Origin of the sequence: Kangiella sp. (genome assembly GCF_048265365.1) — a bacterium.
Classification (GTDB): Bacteria; Pseudomonadota; Gammaproteobacteria; order Enterobacterales; family Kangiellaceae; genus Kangiella.
Genome location: NZ_JBLXBT010000002.1, coordinates 273068 through 291835 on the forward strand (window position 1 = coordinate 273068; position 18768 = coordinate 291835).

Here is an 18768-nt window from a genome sequence, read left to right on the forward strand (position 1 = left end):
GCAGCTTACTCGTCATCACCTGTCTCTTTACGATCAGTCTCTTGACCATCAACTTCGTCAACGCTATCTGCATTGTCGGCCGTTTCAACAACTTCGGCACCTTCAAACTCATCTTCATCATCTTCGATTTCAACGATACGTTGTAGGCCGACTAATGTTTCACCATCGTCCAACTTGATTAAACGTACGCCTTGAGTGTTTCGACCCATGATGCGAATGTCGTCAACACCGGTTCGAATCAAGGTTCCGCCTTTACTGATCAGCATTACTTCGTCGCCATCAATGACGGGAACCGCGCTAACTACCGCACCATTACGCTCACTCATCTGAATTGAGATCACGCCTTGGCCACCACGACCACGCAATGGATGGTCTTCCATCGCAGTGCGTTTACCGTAGCCATTTTCAGTAGCAGTAAGCACCGAACCATCTTCTTCAGCAACAATCATCTGAATGACCTTCGCCCCTTCAGGTAACTTCATACCGCGAACACCACGTGCTGTACGACCCATGCCACGGACGTTTGCTTCATCAAATCGAATCACTTTACCAGCATCGCTGAACATCATGATGTGGTTGGTACCATCGGTTTCAACTACGCCAATTAACTCATCATCATCAGCAATGGTCAGCGCAATAATGCCGTTCGAGCGAGGACGTGAGAACTGTTCAAGTGACGTTTTCTTAACCGTACCATTGGCCGTAGCCATAAAGACAAACTTGTCTTCAGAGAACTCACGAATTGGCAAAATAGCATTAATTCTTTCATCCGCTTCCAATGGCAAGACGTTAACAATCGGCTTACCACGCGAACCACGACCCGCGTTAGGTAATTCAAATACTTTCAGCCAGTAGACTTTACCGGTTGAGGAGAAACAAAGAATCGTGTCATGAGTCGAAGCAACTAATAATTTTTCAATAAAATCTTCGTCTTTCATCTTGGTTGCAGACTTACCGCGACCACCACGACGTTGCGCTTTATACTCGGACAAGGCCTGGTATTTCACATAGCCTTCGTGCGATAAAGTCACCACCACATCTTCTTCAGTGATCAAGTCAGCAATGGTTAAATCTAATTTGCTATCAAGAATTTCTGAGCGACGCTCATCACCAAAATTTTCTCTGACTTCTTCTAGCTCTTCGCGAATCACTTCAAGCAAACGCTCAGTGCTCATAAGAATACGCAATAACTCTTCGATAAGACCTAATAAGTCTTTGTATTCGCCTAGAATTTTGTCGTGCTCAAGACCAGTCAGCTTGTGTAAACGCAAATCAAGAATGGCTTGCGCCTGTGCATCGGAAAGCTTGTAGAAACCATCATGGAAACCAAACTCAGCAGCCAGTTCTTCTGGGCGACAGGCTTCTGTACCTGCACGCGCCAACATGGTGCTAACCTGACCTGGCTCCCAGCCGCGTGCCATCAATCCTTCTTTCGCTTCTTTCGGTGTCGGCGACTCTTTTATCAGCTCAATAATTGCATCAATATTGGCTAACGCAATCGCTAAACCTTCTAACACGTGAGCTTTTTCGCGCGCTTTACGTAATTCAAAAATGGTACGCCTTGTAACCACTTCACGGCGGTGAGTAACGAAAGCATCGATAGCATCTTTAAGGTTAAACAAACGTGGCTGATTGTTATCTAACGCCACCATGTTAATACCAAAAACATTTTGCATTTGCGACTGTGCATAGAGGTTATTAAGTACCACTTCTGGCACTTCACCTTTACGCAATTCAATCACCATGCGCATACCATCTTTATCTGACTCATCGCGCAGACCGGTAATACCTTCAATCTTCTTTTCTTTGACCAGCTCAGCAATTTTTTCAATCAAGCGCGCCTTGTTGACCTGATAAGGCAACTCAGTCACAACGATCGATTGCTTGCCTGATTTTTCATCGGTTTCGACATGGCTACGCGAACGCAGATAAATTTTACCGCGCCCAGTGTGGTAAGCATCAATAATCCCAGCACGACCATTAATAATTGCCGCAGTTGGGAAATCGGGGCCTTTGATATATTCCATCAACTCAGGAATCGTGATGTCAGGGTTGTCAATCAGAGCCAGACAGCCATCAATAACTTCGGTGATGTTGTGCGGCGGGATATTGGTTGCCATACCGACAGCGATACCGGAAGAACCGTTGATCAATAAGTTAGGGACACGAGTGGGCAGTACCGTTGGCTCGGATTCAGAACCGTCATAGTTGTCTTCGAAATCAACGGTTTCTTTTTCCAGATCAGCCAGTAACTGGTGAGCCAGTTTGTCCATCCGGACTTCGGTATAACGCATCGCAGCTGCTGAGTCACCGTCAATCGAACCGAAGTTACCCTGACCATCGACCAGCATATAGCGTAAGGAGAAAGGTTGAGCCATACGCACGATAGTGTCGTAAACGGCGGTATCACCATGCGGGTGATATTTACCGATAACGTCACCCACTACACGAGCGGATTTTTTATAGGCTTTATTATAGTCATTTCCAAGCACGTTCATGGCGTATAAAACACGGCGGTGAACCGGTTTTAAACCGTCGCGGACATCCGGTAAAGCACGTCCGACGATAACACTCATTGCATAATCAAGGTAGGAAGTTTTTAGTTCATCTTCAATATTGATCGGGAGGATCTCTTTGGCAAGTTCACCCATTGTAAAAACCCTTTAAAATCTGATAGTTATAATTAATTATCACAAACAGTATGGTTTATGTTTTTAAGCGCAAAATTGTAACACAACGCCCTCTTTCAAGCTAATTTTATTCCACTAAATATCCAGCTAAAAGCCCCGTCATGGCTGGACTTTGACGTGCTTTTCACTCTGACCGAAACAAACTGACTAAAAGGTGAGCTTTTGTCACTTGTTAGGTATAATCATCAACCCTAAGTTATTGAAATATTGTAGAGCTGACTGTGAGCCAAACTGTTGAACAAATCATTAGCGCCAAATGGGTCATTCCCGTCAGTCGCGATGGTCGAAAATCGAACAAAATTCTCAACGATTATTCTGTTGTGGTGGACAAAGGCATCATTCTCGAGCTGGTTCCAACCGCCAAGGTATTATCGAAATACACCACTGACCATCACTTTCAGCTCACCGATCACGCCCTCATTCCCGGCTTAGTCAATATTCATACTCACGCAGCCATGAGCCTGTTCAAAGGCTTGGCCGATGACTTGCCACTGATGATTTGGCTGGAGAACCATATCTGGCCCGCAGAACGCGAATGGGTCAGTGATGAATTTTGCGAAGATGGCCTTAAGCTGGCGATAGCCGAAATGATTCGCTGCGGCACCACCACCTTTAATGACATGTATTTCCAGCCGAATATGACCGCCAAGGTTGCACACAAACTGGGAATGCGCGCAACGGTGGGGATGTTGATGTTTGATTTTCCGTCAGTTTGGGGTAATGGCCCGGAGGATTATCTCAAGAAAGGTCTGCAACTGCGCGATGATTATAAACATCACGATATGATCCAGTTTGCCTTTGCCCCACATGCGCCCTACACAGTTTCTGATGAACCGCTCAAGAAAATCGCCACCTTAAGTAATGAGCTTGGTATTCCAGTGCACATGCATGTGCATGAAACGGCGCATGAAGTAAAAGAGGCCCTCAAAGCCACTGGTAAGCGCCCTATCAAGCGTTTGCAGGAGCTGGGCTTGATTACCCCAAACCTGATTGCAGTGCACATGACGCAACTGCAGCGAGGCGAAATAGAATTATTAGTACAAAACGGCGTATCCGTTGCGCACTGCCCTCAATCCAATATGAAACTCGCCAGCGGCATTTGCCCAGTACAAGAACTGATGACAGCTGGTGTCAATATAGCGATCGGAACTGATGGTAACGCCAGCAACAATGACTTAAATATGCTCGCTGAGATGAAATCTGCCGCCTTGCTGGGCAAAGTCTTTACTGGCTCGGCTCAGGCCTGCTCAGCGCACGATATTCTGCATGCGGCAACCTATGGCGGCGCAAAAGCGCTAGGCCAGGAAGATACTATCGGTTCCATAGAGGTCGGCAAAGCCGCCGACTTAACCGCCATCAACTTAAACAGCATTGAGTCACAACCGGTTTATGACCCGGTCTCACAAATCGTTTATACTGCTGGCCGAGAGCAAGTGAGCCATGTCTGGATTAATGGCGTGATAAAACTCAACAACCAACAGCTGGTTGGAATCGATATTGATGAAGTGATTCAACGAGCTAACCATTGGAAAAACGCAATTCAAGGTCAAGCCTAATCATGAGTAAAACAACTGAAAAGCAAGCGAATGTTGATCAACACGAAATCAACAAATTTGAACAGATGGCTTCGCGCTGGTGGGATAAAGAAGGCGACTTTAAGCCGCTGCATGATATTAACCCGCTACGCTTACAGTTTATTCTGGATAATGCCAACGGCTTGCAAGGTAAAAAGGTGTTAGATATTGGTTGTGGTGGCGGTATCTTAACCGAAGCCATGGCTAAAGAAAGTGCACAAGCAACCGGTATCGATATGGGCGAGATGCCGCTTGAAGTTGCCAAGCTGCACATGCTTGAGTCAGGCCTGAATATCGATTATCAAAAAATTACTGCCGAAGAGTTTGCTGAGCAGCATGCTGGCGAATATGACGTGGTGACCTGCCTGGAAATGTTGGAGCATGTTCCCGACCCATCCTCGATTATTAAAGCCTGCCACAAGCTGGTTAAGCCCGATGGTCATGTGTTCTTCTCGACCATTAATCGTAATCCCAAAAGCTTCTTGTTTGCGATCGTTGGTGCAGAATATCTGTTGCAGATGCTTCCTAAGGGCACGCACGACTTTAAGAAGTTTATTCGTCCGTCAGAACTTGAAGCCTGGAGTCGCCCAGCCGGACTGCCTTTCCACAGCATTATTGGCATGCACTACAACCCGCTGACCAAAAAGTACTGGCTTAGTGATAATGTTGATGTGAACTATCTGGTTCATACTCGACCAGAATAATATTGAGACAGCAATGAACACTCAACCCCGCGCAGTTTTCTTCGACTTAGATGGTACCTTATTGGATACTGCGCCGGATATGGCTTTGGCTTTAAATATCCAGCGTGAAGCTCATGGCACAGAACCACTCCCCTTTTCTGAAGTTCGCCCCTACGTTTCGCATGGTGCCGCTGCCATGTTAAGAATCGGCTTTGGCTTGGAACCGCAACATAAAGAATTTGATCAATTTCGAAAGCAGTACCTAAATATCTATGCAGATAATATTGCTGTCCATACTGAGCTCTTTAATGGCCTGCAAGAATTACTTGATGAGCTGAACAAAAGTAATATCGCCTGGGGCATTGCTACCAACAAACCTGAGTTTTTAACGGTGCCTTTATTGGAAGCTTTAAAGCTTCGTGATTCATGCAGCGCACTGGTCTGTGGTGATACCGTAAAGCCTTCCAAGCCACATCCTAACCCTCTGTTCTCTGCTGCACAGCAAGCTGGTGTTAAACCGGTTCAAGCAGTGTATGTTGGCGATGCCTGGCGTGATATTGCAGCGGGTCGCGCTGCAGGGATGAAAACGGTTGTTGCTGAATATGGTTATATTCAACCGGAAGATATGATTCATGAATGGCGAGCAGATGTTATTGTCAAAGAATCAACTGAACTGAAAAGCTTGCTACTTAATCGTTAACACTGGGCTTGGCAATTTTAAATATATCCATGTCAATGTAACCCTTACGCAACAACGGCTCTATGTCTTTTGCCGACTTCGGCCTACTGAATAAGAAACCCTGCCCTAAGTCACAGTTGTATTTTTGCAATAAGCGGCATTGCTCTATGGTTTCAATGCCTTCCACTAAAGAAACCAATTTGAAGCTCTCCGCCAGACGGATAATGTTTTTTATAATAAGTTGATTATCTTTAACTGCCTGCGCAGAAGCCTGTTTTAGACCCTGGATAAAAGTCTGATCAATTTTCACCAGGTCAACGGGCAAACTTGCCAAATAACTAATGGATGAATAGCCCGTACCAAAGTCATCCAGGCTAATACCAATACCTAAATCCGAAAGCTGTCGTAGAGTTTGCACTGAGTGCTCCATATCAGCCATCGCTGCGCTTTCAGTAATTTCAATATCAAGTAAAGTACTATCGACCTGATACTTTTCCAGCGACTGCCTGATATCGGCCTCAAATCCAGCTCGCTGGATATCTCGCGCTGATAAATTAACCGCGATTCGTGTATTCAATCCTTTCTCTAACCAATCCTTAATCTGCTTAATAGCGTTTTCTACCACCCAGCTGGTCAGTTTATAGATCAAGCTATTCGCTTCAGCAATATTAACGATCGTCTGCGGTGAGATATAACCACTTTCTGGATGATTCCAACGTAGCAAAGCCTCCACGGATTCAATAACACCGGTTCTTAGGCACACCTTGGGTTGGTAAAATAATTCCAATGACTCGTCATCAATCGCTTGCACCAGCTCGCGTTCCAAATTAATTCTATAGCGGATACTTTCGCTGTCCTGGGGCTGGAAGAAGGTATATTGCGTACTGAGATTTTTAACGCGACCCACAGCAATTTCAGCCCGGCTCAACAGGTCCTCGGCACTATCTGCATCTTCTGGGAAGCGCGCAATACCGGCTCTAATGGATACTTTCAGCTCCAATTCGCCGATACGAATGATATTCTCGAAAGAAGACAGTATTCGCTCGACAAGCTGTGAAATTTCAAAGGGCTCCTGCTCAGTAAGCACCACCGCGAACTCATCATTACCAGAACGTGCAATGAGGTCAAACTCATCCAGGTTTTCGCGGATGACCCTGGCAACATAATGCAGAACCTGATCGCCAACCCAGTGTCCCATCGCATTGTTAATACCATTCAACTGAACAATATCAAAATAAACTAGGCTGATCGATTGCGGCTCTTTTTTTGATCGTTTAATTTGACGCTCTATCTGCTGACGCAAAAAGTGTCTATTGGGTAGCTCTGTCAGGGTGTCGTAGTTTGAGATTTTATAGATTGATTGCTCAGCGCTTTTCTTATGACTGATATCACGGAAGTTACTGATAATACCGTTAACTACAGGATCATCTAGCAAATTTATCAGGGTATTTTCAACCCAGATGAGACCACCATCTTTCTTAACCAAACGATAGTCCGGAATACGATAAATTTGATTAGGATGTGCTATGACCCAACGCCACGCCTTGCGAACCAGCTCTACATCGCTGGGGAAAATAAAATCTATACCGGTTTTGTTGGTTACATCTTCAGCCTTGTAACCTAGTAGCTTTTCAACACTTTTTGATAGGAATTGGACTCGCCCCTTCTCATCGTAAAGAACTATGCCATCAAATGCATTTTCAACCAAGGCCCGGTAATACTCTTCCTTGTTGATCAGTTCCCGCTCCATTACTTTGCGATGCGTAATATCACTGATAGTGCCAACTTCAATTAAAGGCTCACCTTGACTGGTTCGCTTTACTATTTTGCAGTGATTTTTTAACCAAACCCATTCACCCTTTGCGTTCTTAAACCGTCCTTCAGACTTGATAACTTCATCAGAGCTTGAGCTCATGATTTTAGCACCCCGATCTTTTAAAATATCAGAGTCGTCCGGGTGAATGAACTTTAATACTGAACTCCAACTTTCAAATTCCTCACCATCATAGCCAAGGTAACGTGCAAAGCGATCAGCACCATCAATGATCAAGTCTTTTTCGAAATCAAAAACATAAATGACATCCGGAGAGGTATTGATAATATCCTGCATGAATCGCTTTGAAGTATCGAGCTCGTCAATGACTTGCTGACGCTTTGAAACATCTCTTGCTACCGCAATAATATTATCATCACTTAGCAAGCCGACTTTAACTTCTACTGGAAATACGCTGCCATCTTTTCGTTGGTGCTTACACTCAACAATAACTGGTTCGCCTGGGCGCAAACTTTTATAAAACTCGGTGCCGCTGTTTGTGTTTTGTCCACTGCTTATATCGATATCTTTAACCCGCATCTGCAATAGTTCTTCACGCGAGTAACCCAAACTTAGAACTGCCTGCTGATTAACATCCAGGAAGCGACCCGCCTGGTCATGGATAAAGATACTGTCGCTGGCCTGCTCCATCAGGTTTCGATAAAAAACTTCCTTATCACGTAGTTTTTTCTCGTCAAACTTTAATTTCTCAATGGTCAGGTACAGTTTTTCGTTGGATTGGTATTGTTTGATAAGGTAAGCGACCATTGAAGCAATGGTTTCGACATAACGTGCATCTTGCTTGGTGAAAAAGGCATTGTCAGGATGCTCCATATCAATCACCCCAATCAACTCATCATTCAGCACAATAGGAACGCACAGCTCAGAGTAGTTTTTCTGCAGATCTTGAACAAATATTTTGCTTTGATCGGTGTCATCAATACGCATGGTCTGCCGATTTTCAGCAGTATGTCCGATGATGCCTGAGCCAAGTTTTACCGGTTTGAGTTTGAAAGATTCTTTTTCGCTGACGCCTTGCTTGCAGTAGGAATAACAAATGAGCTCTTGGTGGCTGGCTTCGTATAAAAAAAGTGCGCAATCAAAACTCTCAAGTTGAGTGAATATATGCTCGACAATACCATCAAGCATGCCCTGCAAGTCATCAGCTTTCGCGATACTTACTGCAAGTTGTTGAATTGACGTTAAATGATTGGCCTTAATAGATTCAAATTCCATAACCTACCCTCATGCCCATCATAATACCTTAAGGAGATGCGGTAAAATGTTTATTTCTCCAGACAATATTGATGGAGACGCCGGATTCGTCAAGCTCATTTTCAGCATGCACCTTGGCGCCATGAAAACTGGCTATCAATCGAGCAACGTATAAGCCCAAACCCAAATGCTGGTTGCTGTGTTTACGACTTGAATGCATCAAGCTGAATACATCATGTAAATTTTTCTTCGCAATACTGGGGCCTGCATTACTGACACTTAACACCAGCTGGCGATCTTTTCGCTGCAATGAAATCTTGATCGGTTTTGACTTATCATCAAAGTCTACCGCATTGGAAATCAGCTTATCCAGCATCTGTACAAACAGCTCCTTGGAGCCCAAAACTCGCGCTTCATCCAGCTCAATAACCAGCTTGAAGGCATGGTCAACCCAATTGGTTCGATAAGCAACGACCAGGTCCTGCAAAACAGGAATCATGTCAAAAGGCTCTTTATCAGCACTTCGAATGGCCTGTTCCAGCCTATTGGCTTCACTCAACCGGCTAATGGTCTGGCTCATTCGTACTGCACCGGATTGTGCATTATCAATCAGCTGCAGCTCATCCGCCGGTAAAGTTTCCCGGTTGATATTATCCAGCGAGCTGCGAATGATAGCGATCGGCGTTCTCAGTTCATGGTTAAGTCGAGAAACCAGCTTCTCCTGATAGTCGTGATATTGCTTGAGACGGTTGGTCAACAGCGAAAAACTATTGGTCAGATCGGAAACCTCATCATCAAACTCTTCATCCATATCAATCACATAGCGGATCTGTCCTTCTTCACTGATAGAACCCTCAGTTAAATCCCTAAGCTCCATAATACGCTGACTATAGCGGCGACTTTGCTTGATCACCCACCAGATGAATATGCCCCAGATAAGCCCTAATAACAGCAGGAAGCGTAACCAAAAGTCGCGTAACTGCAGTTTTTCATTAACCGGTGAAGACTCCAGAATCATAGCTCCGACGACTTGCTGCTTACTATAAAGCGGCTTATAAACTCGTGAGAAAGCCGATAGTTGGGTCTCATTAACTAATTCACTTTGAGTGCGTCCAGTCAGTGCCAGGTCCATATTGATACTTGATATGCTTTTTTTGCCCAGTAAGCTGTCACTCGATCCTTCTTCAATAGCCGAGGACCAGATTCGATTACGCCAATTGGCCCGAATATTAGTATGTAATTGTCCAAACTGGTATAAAACCTCACCTTGATTATTGGTCAAGGTCAGTCGGTACAATTCAGGCTCAAGCAAACTTAACACACCACTTTGCAGACGACTGTGCAAACTTAACGACTCAAAATCGGTAAAAGAATAAATCCCCTGTAAAGCTACTCCACTTTGTGCCTGGTCAATATCAGTAATTTCGGCGGAAATGGTCTTACCCACCAAGCTCTGTGGCACGCGAAATTCCAGCTGATAACCCTCTGTTCGTTCTTGCCACACCGCATATACCGGCGTGACCTCGCGATAACCGTCGGCTGTTTGCCGTAGCGCGGGCACTTTACCGGGAGCCATAGGAATAAATTGCATTTGGTAGGAGCCCAGCACCAGAGAAATCTTGTCGGACAGGTCAGCCAAATCGAGCCGCTTACGATAAACGATGGAATTATCTTCCACCTCAAACAATCCATATAAGAAGTCTTTGTCTTCTATCACCGTTAGCTTGGCATCTTGCCCAAAATTACGAATTTTAGTGGTAGCTGATTGATAGGGATACCACTCATCGGAAAAGCCATCGATCAAAAGTGCTGTTTCCTTGAGTGCGATTGGGAATTGCTTTTGCTGAGTCTTATTCAGAAATTGTTGTCGCAGGCTTCTATCGGTTTGCAGCAACTGATTGACAAAGCCGCCGAGAATCTGAGCCTGCTCTTTGCTTTGGTCCAGAGCATTTCGTTCGATATCTTTCTCAAATTTTGCCAATAACAACCAGCTGATCAGCGGAATCAAAACAAATAGTAGACTCAGCAGTAGCAGACGGCTTGTTAAAGACAATGAATTCATTAACGATGATTCCAGCGATACCCCATACCATAAACGGTCTCGATGGAGTCGAATTCCCGATCAATGCGCTGGAACTTTTGACGAATACGCTTTATATGCGAAGTAATGGTGCTGTCATCGACCACAGCTTTAACCGCCTGCATCAATTGATCACGATTTTTAACGTGGCCCGGCTTTTGCGCCAACGCATTGACGATCCAGAACTCACTGACTGTCAAATCGACTGGAGCCCCTTTCCAGGTCAGCGCCAATCGCTCATTATCAATTTCTAAATCACCAACGGTTTGTACGCTATTGCCAGAGCCGGGAGAATTTATACTATCTAAGCGGCGAAACAGCGCAGAAATTCGCGCGAGCAAATGCGGCATACTGATATCTTTGGTTAAATAATCATCAGCTCCCAGGCGCAAACCAGAAATGATATCGAAGTCACTATCCAGCGCAGTAAGAAAAATAATAGGCAGTTGTGATGACTGTTGTCGTAAATTACGACAAACTTCAAAGCCCGCCTCAGAATCATCACCCAACCCAATATCCAGTAAGACCAGATCAGGCAGACGCGTGCTGAACGCGGTAGTGGCCTCTTTTTTTGTGCCGTAAATCATGACCTCATAACCGGCTTTTTTTAAAGCCATGCTGTAGTTCTGCTGTAAAATGGGTTCGTCTTCAACTAAAGCGATTCGTTTTGCCATTTCTATTTGCCATTTCTATTTGCCATTTCTATTTGCCACTTCGTTTCGCAATAGGGCGCTGAGCCTTATTTGGTCTGCTACTGTGGGCTATTCGTTAATCATTAAGTAAGGTAGAATACCTGAATTCCTTGAACCAATCTATTGTAAGAAGTTTTCATGCAACATTATCAAGCCGCACCCGATTCATTAAAAGATAAAGTGATTCTAGTCACTGGTGCAACTGCTGGTATTGGCAAAGAAATTGCCATGACCTATGCCAAACATGGTGCCACAGTCATCCTCCTATCACGCGACACGCGCAAGCTGGAGAAGGTTTACGATGAAATTGAAGCAGCTGGCTATCCGCAACCAGCTTTCCTCCCAGTCAATCTACAGAATAATGACCCACAGCAGTATCAACAAGTTGCCGAAGTGATTGAAAAAGAATTCGGTCACCTTGATGCCCTGGTGCATAATGCAGGTGATCTCGGTCTGTTATCTCCAATTGAACATTTCGATGAAGAAACCTGGTTCCGTGTTATGCAGGTTAATGTTAACGCTGAATTTTTATTAACCAAATACTGCATGCCCTTGCTACGCAAATCAGATGATGCTTCTATTCTATTCACCTCTTCTGGTGTAGGCCGTCAGGGGCGTGCCTATTGGGGAGCTTACGCAGTATCTAAATTCGCAACAGAAGGCCTGATGCAGGTGTTAGCGGATGAACTGGAAAGCGCCAACATTCGCGTTAACAGTATCAACCCTGGTGCAACTCGCACCAAAATGCGCGCTAATGCTTATCCCGGAGAAGATCCAAACACTCTGCCAACTCCAGCCGATCTGATGCCAGCTTATTTGTGGCTGATGGATAGTGAGGCATGCCCTAAAACTGGTCAGGCGATCAATGCTAGAGATTTTATAAAGTAGTTCACAAGGAACCGTCAATTTGAATTTCACGGGATTAACAGAGGACGCTATCAAGGAGCAGTTTGAGGCCGCAGAGCAGGCACAGCCCGTTCAGTATGCCGCCATCGATTTGGGCTCCAACAGCTTTCATCTGGCCATCGCAGAATACGATGGCCATTCGTTCCGTGTTATTGGCCGCCTTAAAGATAAAGTTCAGCTCGCAATTGGTCTTGATGATAACGATGTTCTTTCGCAAGAAGCCATTGAGCGTGGGTTAAACTGCCTGAAACTGTTTCAGGAACGTATCAAAAATATCCCTGCTAAATACACCAAAGTTGTCGCAACCTATACTTTGCGCGAAGCTAAAAATGCCAAAGGATTTGTTGAGCCTGCAGAAATGATTCTGAATAACCCCATTGAGATTTTACCCGGAAAAGAAGAAGCCCGATTGATATATGAAGGGGTGTCACATAACCATCCCGATATTGAAACAGCCTTAGTGATAGATATTGGCGGCGGTAGTACCGAAATTATTTTAGGTGATAAATTTGAACCGATTAATCTGGATAGTTTATCGATTGGTTGCGTTACCTATCAACGCTACTTCCCCAATGGTGAGATTAACGTAAAGCATTTCGAAAATGCCATTCTCACCGCTGCTGCCGAAATATCTCGCATTGAAAAGCGCTACCTCTCCTCAAGCTGGCAACACTGTCTCGGCTCTTCTGGTAGTATCGAAGCAGTTTATAAAGTATTAGTTGAGCTAGGTTTTGACGAAGGTTTCATTCGACCAAGCCATTTACAAATTCTTAAAGACCAACTGATTCAGATGGGTTATTTTGAAAAGATTACGTTTAGTGAATTGTCACTCAGCCGCCAAAATACCTTTGCTGTTGGGTTAGCAATCCTGATAGCACTCTTTCAAGAACTCAATATCGACAAGATGTATGTGGCCAATGGCTCACTGCGTGAAGGAATTTTGATCGAACTGGCGGAAGAATTAAAAGGTAACGATAACCGGCATCATACAGCGCTATCATTGATGAGCCGATTTAATGTGGATCAAGAGTATGCGATTCAGGTAAAGAGATCAGCGCAACATATTTTTGATCAGGTGGCTGATATCTGGCAAATAAACCACCCTATTTATAAAAACTATCTTGATTGGGCCTGTTTGTTGCATGAAATTGGCTTATCTATCAGCTTCTCCAAATTACGCCTGCACAGTGCGTATATTGTTCAGTACGGTGACATGCCAGGCTTTAGTCAGCAAACCAAAGAATCATTAGCCGCCATCATCGCTAATCAACGCAAGAAGCTTTACCCAGAACAGTTCGATAACAAGTATGATCCTTCCTGTGCCCTGTTAGCCATTACGCAAATTTTACGGCTGGCAATCTTACTGAACATCAAGCGCGATCAAGTTGATATCTCTGGATTAACCTTTGCTGCTTCTAGCCACAATCAATTAACCATTCGAATACCACAGCAGTGGGCTTACAAGCACCAGTTGCTCTTAGCTGAGTTGAACAAAGAAAAAGCCTATCTTGAATATCACAAGATTCAACTGGATTGGACTGTTGAAGGCGCTAATTAATCATCTTCTAAGACAGCTTTGCTAACAAAAGATCATGCAGTTTTTTACTGTTTTTAATATGGCTAAAGCGATACTCGCCATCGGCATGCAAGTGCCAACTTTGAATTCGTTCCGAGGTCATCAGCTTTAATTCCTTGATCATTTGTTGCTTTGCAGAATCCGCTAAAATCGGGAAGCATGTTTCAACGCGGTAATAGAGGTTTCGCTCCATCCAGTCTGCTGAGGCAGCATAAACATTCTCAGCATCATCTGCATAGAAATAATAAACCCGAGAGTGCTCAAGAAAACGTCCAATGATGGAAATCACTTCAATATTGTCTGAAACACCTTCGATGCCGGGTCGTAAACAGCAAACGCCGCGTACAATCAATTTGATTTTAACACCGGCAATCGATGCTCGATAAAGCGCTTCGATTAATGACTGATCGGTCAGTGAGTTCACTTTAATGATAATTGCAGCTTTCTTGCCAGCCAGAGCATTTTCTGTTTCGGTTTGAATCGATTTCATAATATTGTCATGCAGTGTAAATGGCGCATGCCATAATTTATGCAACTGATACACCTTACCCATTCCCGTTAACTGCTGAAATACTTTATGAACATCTTCACAAATTTCAGGGTCACTGGTTAGCAAACTATAGTCAGTATATAAACGTGCATTACCCGCATGGTAATTACCGGTACCAAGATGAACAAAGCGGGTTAAGTGTTTCTTCTCACGTTTTACAACCAATGTCATTTTTGCGTGCGTTTTATAACCTACGACGCCATAAACCACCAACACCCCTGCTTCTTGTAATTTCTGAGCCAACTCAATATTAGAAGCTTCATCAAAACGCGCACGCAGCTCTACTACAGCGGTCACCTCTTTACCCGATTGTGCGGCTTCAATTAAAGCTTCAACGATAGCTGACTGACTGCCTGTTCGATACAAGGTTTGCTTAATTGCCAGAACTTCTGGGTCACTGGCAGCCTGACGTACAAAATCAATAACGGGCTGAAAACTTTGATAAGGATGGTGCAAAAGAATGTCACGTTCTGAGACCACATCAAAAACGCCTCGACGCTGAATATCATCTGGCACTTTCGGTGTAAATCCGCTGAACTTTAAATCAGGCCGTTCCACTAAATCAGGCAAGGATATTAATCGATTTAAATTAACTGGCCCATTCACACGGTATAAATCATCAGGAGTTAAATTACACTTTTGTAACAGAAAATTGACGATCTTATTCGGGCATGATTCGCCAACTTCCAAACGCACCGCTGCGCCAAAATTGCGCGATTGCAACTCGCGCTTCAACGCACTGGCTAAATCTTCTATTCCCTTCTCTTCTAGCAATAAATCACTATCGCGAGTTAACCGGAATTGATAACAACCGCTTATTTCCATGCCAGGGAATAAGTCTTCAGCAAATTCGGAAATAATCGCAGACAAATAAACAAAATTATGCCCTTCACTGCCCCCTATCTTTTCTGGCAGCTCGATAATTCGGGGCAAAGAACGCGGCATGTGCAAAACCGCAAACTCAAGGTCACGGCCAAAGGCATCATTGCCATGTAGGTGCAACAAGAAGTGCAAACTTTTATTGACCAAGCGAGGAAATGGATGAGTCAAATCAAGACTGATTGGACTGATGACTGGGGTGACCTGCTGCTTAAAGTATTTCTTCAGCCATTTGTATTGCTCATCGTCCCAATGCTTGGGCGATAAGAAGTGAATATCTTCTTCAGCTAGTCGTGGCAATAACTCTTGATTGAAGATTCGGTACTGCTCTTCAACCAGCTTATGAGCCTGCTCATTAACCTGACGCAGTACTTCTTCAGTAGAAAGGCCATTAAGACCAAAGCGGGCCTCTCCGCGCGCCAGGCTATGACGCAACCCTGCTACTCTCACTTCAAAAAACTCATCAAGGTTGTTACTGCAAATGAAAATAAAACGCATCCGATCAAGTAGTGGAATTGATTGGTCCAGTGCTTGTTGAAGAACACGCCAATTAAAAGCCAAAAGGCTCAATTCGCGATTAAGGTAATATTCGGGATGGTTTAGAGGTATTTTGTTTAAATCATCCATCGACAAAGCCGACTCTTGTGGCTTATCGTCTAAACTAACAGTTGATGATTTATCTGCAGCGGATCCCATAGCTTTCCTTGAGTGGTCTAATTAAGCTGTAACCACTCAATAATAGCCTTTAACAGATATTAAAACTAGGGGACTCTATGACAATTTGATAACGGTTGAACTCGTTATGATACAAGCCCAACCGCTGATAGTAGGAAGGAAATAAATTAACGCTTCTTCCAGATATTTTTTTTCTGACGCTTTTGAACTTCTGGGCGAGCACGACGCGGCGTGACTTCCAGATCAACCAACTTTGCCAAATCATTGATTTCCTGCTCTTCCAAATCAATCCAACGGCCACGGCTTAAACGTGTCGGCAAACTAATTGGCCCATACTGGACACGCATCAAGCGCGAAACTTCAACACCCTGAGATTCCCACAACTTACGAACCTCTCGGTTCTTACCTTCGGCCAAACCAACTTCATACCAATGATTCGCCCCTTCTCCACCTTTGTCTTGAACATAGGTAAACTGACACATATCACCTTCGATCAAGACGCCTTTTTGTAGATTAGTGATCATTTCAGGAGTTACTTCGCCATGCACACGTACTGCATATTTACGCTCGACCTGATAAGAGGGATGCATCAAGCGATGAGCCAGTTCACCATTGTTGGTAAACAACAGAAGTCCGGTCGTATTAATATCCAGACGACCTATACTAATCCAGCGACCAAAACTTGTATTCGGCAGATTATCAAAAACAGTTGTGCGACCCTCTGGATCCTTCTTAGTTGAAACTTCCCCTAGTGGCTTGTTGTAAGCCAATACGCGGGTGTAGGTTTCTTCTGCAGATATAATATTAATGATACGGCCATCAACACGGATGGTATCTTTATCGGTCGCTCGCTCACCGAGTTTAGCGATCGAGCCATTAACGCTGACGCGACCGCCCTCTATCCACTTCTCGATTTCTCGACGAGAACCAAGACCGGCATTCGCAAGAATTTTCTGTAATTTTTCAGACATGATATTACCACTTCAAGAATATAGCCGCATTTTAAGGGCTAGAAAGGGATCAGTCGAGGAATATCAAGAAATCAGCGAAGATTAGGAATAGATTTACACCCATAATGAAAAAAGCCACTTAAACAGCGGCTTTTGCTCTAAATCCTGTGCGTCTTAACACACAGTTTTCATCCAGCAATCGGTCTATCCGTCTAAAGACTTCAAGTCGATTAAAGGGTTTACGCATGAAATCATCGGCTCCGATACGCTCTGCATAATAGGTTTCGGTGGCTTGGACGTTACCACTAATCATAATTACTGGAATATCGCGAGTACGTGGGTCCTTGCGCAATTGACGTAATGCCGCAAATCCATTCATGCCGGGTAGGACGATATCCAGGAAGATAAGATCAGGCTTTTCGCGAAGCGCAACTTCTAAACCCTTTTCAGCATCTAGTGCTGGATGCACGTCATAATGATTCTGTAAAAGCATTTTACGAAGAGTGACTTGAATGGTTTTTGAGTCATCAATGACAAGAATTTTGCTACCAGGTACTGCATTGCGACGACGTTTGGTGCGACGCTCAACAGTCAAACTACCATCTGAACTTTGCTTCAAGACTTGCTGATTATTGGAATCGTCACTGCGCCCTAAACCACTAATCTGGCGTTGGTCTACCAATGTGCGCAATCTGTTTATAATGTTCAATGTTTCCCCCGGCTTGGTTTACAAAGCCACTAACATTTTTTGCAAGTAGCTGTAAAACTTGGGGCCATTATAATTTTGGGGGATATTAAAAACCTAGATCCAATTATCAATTAGGCAAATTAATGTATTGGATAAGTTGCTTTTTGTTCTGAATCTGTGTCTGAGCTCTCATCTTCGTAATCATCATTGTGATTATCATCGAACTCAGTGCTATCCAGTTCAGTACCGTCAAAGTCTGTTTGATCATCTTCAACCGACTCAATCCCTTCAGGATAATGAGCATCATCAATCGATTCATCAACTTGCTCAACCCCTTCGTAGCCTTCTTCGCCAGAGTCAGGGTCAATAGTCTCAGGATCAATAGTCTCAGGATCAATGGTCTCAGGATCAATGGTCTCAGGATCGGCAGTTTCTGGTTCAGCGCTCTCTGGGGCACTTGGCTCTGATCCGTCACCTGGTTCTGCTGAATTGTGATCATGCCCTTCAGCTGCGTTTGAATGCTCAGAAGAGCTTTCCGATTCATCATCGCCATCGAACTTGAACTCAGGGTTCAAGTTATCCAAATCTTTCAGTTCGGATAATGAGGGTAATTCATCAAGACTTTTCAGATTAAAGTAATCAAGAAAACCTTTAGTGGTGGCATACAATGCTGGTTTACCCGGCACATCACGGTGCCCAACCACACGGATCCACTCACGTTCTAGTAAAGTTTTCACAATGGATGAGCTAACGCTGACACCACGAACATGCTCAATATCGCTGCGTGTGGTAGGTTGGCGATATGCAATCAAAGACAGGGTTTCAAGTAGCGCACGCGAATAACGAGCCGGGCGCTCTTCCCACAGGCGGGCAATCCACTCAGCGTAGTCTTGGCGTGCCTGATAACGGAAACCGCTGGCTACTTCGACCAGCTCGATACCGCGACCTTCCGCTTCCTGCTGTAACTGTTCCAGAGCAGTCTTAATTTGCTCTGGCTTAATGTTTTCATCCTCAGCAAAAAGCTCCAGTATCCTGTCTTTAGACAAGGTGCTACCGGCAGCTAAAAGCGAAGCTTCAATAATGCGAACGATTTTTTCTTGATTCATACCCACTGCCAA

General features: G+C 44.3%; 13 protein-coding genes. 5 read left to right on the top strand and 8 right to left on the bottom strand.

Annotated features, from left to right (window positions below; translation table 11 throughout):
• Positions 1-5: 5 nt before the first annotated feature.
• The gene (gene gyrA / locus ACN0VI_RS10480; protein WP_417446757.1) at positions 6-2651 is read right to left on the bottom strand and encodes a DNA gyrase subunit A; all 2646 of its coding nucleotides are present in this window, start codon (positions 2649-2651) and stop codon (positions 6-8) included.
• A 260-nt stretch (positions 2652-2911) separates the two neighbouring features.
• Here gyrA and ACN0VI_RS10485 point away from each other — a divergent pair, with 260 nt between their 5' ends.
• From ACN0VI_RS10485 to gph, 3 genes are read left to right on the top strand one after another with little or no spacing between them, the layout of a single operon-like run.
• The gene (locus tag ACN0VI_RS10485) at positions 2912-4246 is read left to right on the top strand and encodes a TRZ/ATZ family hydrolase (RefSeq protein WP_417446758.1); all 1335 of its coding nucleotides are present in this window, start codon (positions 2912-2914) and stop codon (positions 4244-4246) included.
• Positions 4247-4248: 2 nt separating this feature from the next.
• Positions 4249-4968, top strand: a complete 720-nt coding sequence (gene ubiG / locus ACN0VI_RS10490) for a bifunctional 2-polyprenyl-6-hydroxyphenol methylase/3-demethylubiquinol 3-O-methyltransferase UbiG (protein ID WP_417446759.1) — start codon at positions 4249-4251, stop codon at positions 4966-4968.
• A 13-nt stretch (positions 4969-4981) separates the two neighbouring features.
• Complete coding sequence (gene gph, locus ACN0VI_RS10495) at positions 4982-5647, top strand: phosphoglycolate phosphatase (protein ID WP_417446760.1); 666 nt, start codon at positions 4982-4984, stop codon at positions 5645-5647.
• Here gph and ACN0VI_RS10500 read toward each other — a convergent pair.
• The 3 genes from ACN0VI_RS10500 to pdsR are packed head-to-tail and all read right to left on the bottom strand — an operon-like array spanning position 5637 to position 11408.
• Entirely contained in the window at positions 5637-8675 is a 3039-nt protein-coding gene (locus tag ACN0VI_RS10500; protein WP_417446761.1) for an EAL domain-containing protein, read from the bottom strand. The genes gph and ACN0VI_RS10500 overlap by 11 nt on opposite strands.
• A 28-nt stretch (positions 8676-8703) precedes the next feature.
• Positions 8704-10716 carry an ATP-binding protein gene (locus tag ACN0VI_RS10505; RefSeq protein WP_417446762.1) on the bottom strand — a complete coding sequence of 671 codons (2013 nt, stop codon included), beginning with the start codon at positions 10714-10716 and terminating at the stop codon, positions 8704-8706.
• Entirely contained in the window at positions 10716-11408 is a 693-nt protein-coding gene (gene pdsR / locus ACN0VI_RS10510; RefSeq protein WP_417446763.1) for a proteobacterial dedicated sortase system response regulator, read from the bottom strand. The genes ACN0VI_RS10505 and pdsR overlap by 1 nt, the downstream gene beginning before the upstream one ends.
• A 156-nt stretch (positions 11409-11564) precedes the next feature.
• On the opposite strand from pdsR, the gene ACN0VI_RS10515 reads away from it, so the two are divergent.
• Together ACN0VI_RS10515 and ACN0VI_RS10520 are read left to right on the top strand one after the other, a co-directional pair.
• Positions 11565-12314, top strand: coding sequence for a YciK family oxidoreductase (locus ACN0VI_RS10515; protein ID WP_417446764.1), 750 nt, complete (start codon positions 11565-11567; stop codon positions 12312-12314).
• Between the two features lie 19 nt (positions 12315-12333).
• Positions 12334-13890, top strand: coding sequence for a phosphatase (locus tag ACN0VI_RS10520; RefSeq protein ID WP_417446765.1), 1557 nt, complete (start codon positions 12334-12336; stop codon positions 13888-13890).
• 7 nt (positions 13891-13897) lie between these two features.
• Here ACN0VI_RS10520 and ppk1 read toward each other — a convergent pair whose 3' ends face one another.
• The 4 genes from ppk1 to scpB all read right to left on the bottom strand — a co-directional run bounded on the left by ppk1 (position 13898) and on the right by scpB (position 18756).
• Positions 13898-16033 carry a polyphosphate kinase 1 gene (gene ppk1 / locus ACN0VI_RS10525; protein WP_417446766.1) on the bottom strand — a complete coding sequence of 712 codons (2136 nt, stop codon included), beginning with the start codon at positions 16031-16033 and terminating at the stop codon, positions 13898-13900.
• Positions 16034-16179: 146 nt separating this feature from the next.
• Positions 16180-16983, bottom strand: a complete 804-nt coding sequence (gene rluB, locus ACN0VI_RS10530) for a 23S rRNA pseudouridine(2605) synthase RluB (protein WP_331890129.1) — start codon at positions 16981-16983, stop codon at positions 16180-16182.
• A gap of 118 nt (positions 16984-17101) precedes the next feature.
• The gene (locus ACN0VI_RS10535) at positions 17102-17671 is read right to left on the bottom strand and encodes a response regulator (RefSeq protein WP_417446767.1); all 570 of its coding nucleotides are present in this window, start codon (positions 17669-17671) and stop codon (positions 17102-17104) included.
• Positions 17672-17790: 119 nt separating this feature from the next.
• Positions 17791-18756, bottom strand: coding sequence for an SMC-Scp complex subunit ScpB (gene scpB, locus ACN0VI_RS10540; RefSeq protein WP_417446768.1), 966 nt, complete (start codon positions 18754-18756; stop codon positions 17791-17793).
• Between the last annotated feature and the right edge of the window lie 12 nt (positions 18757-18768).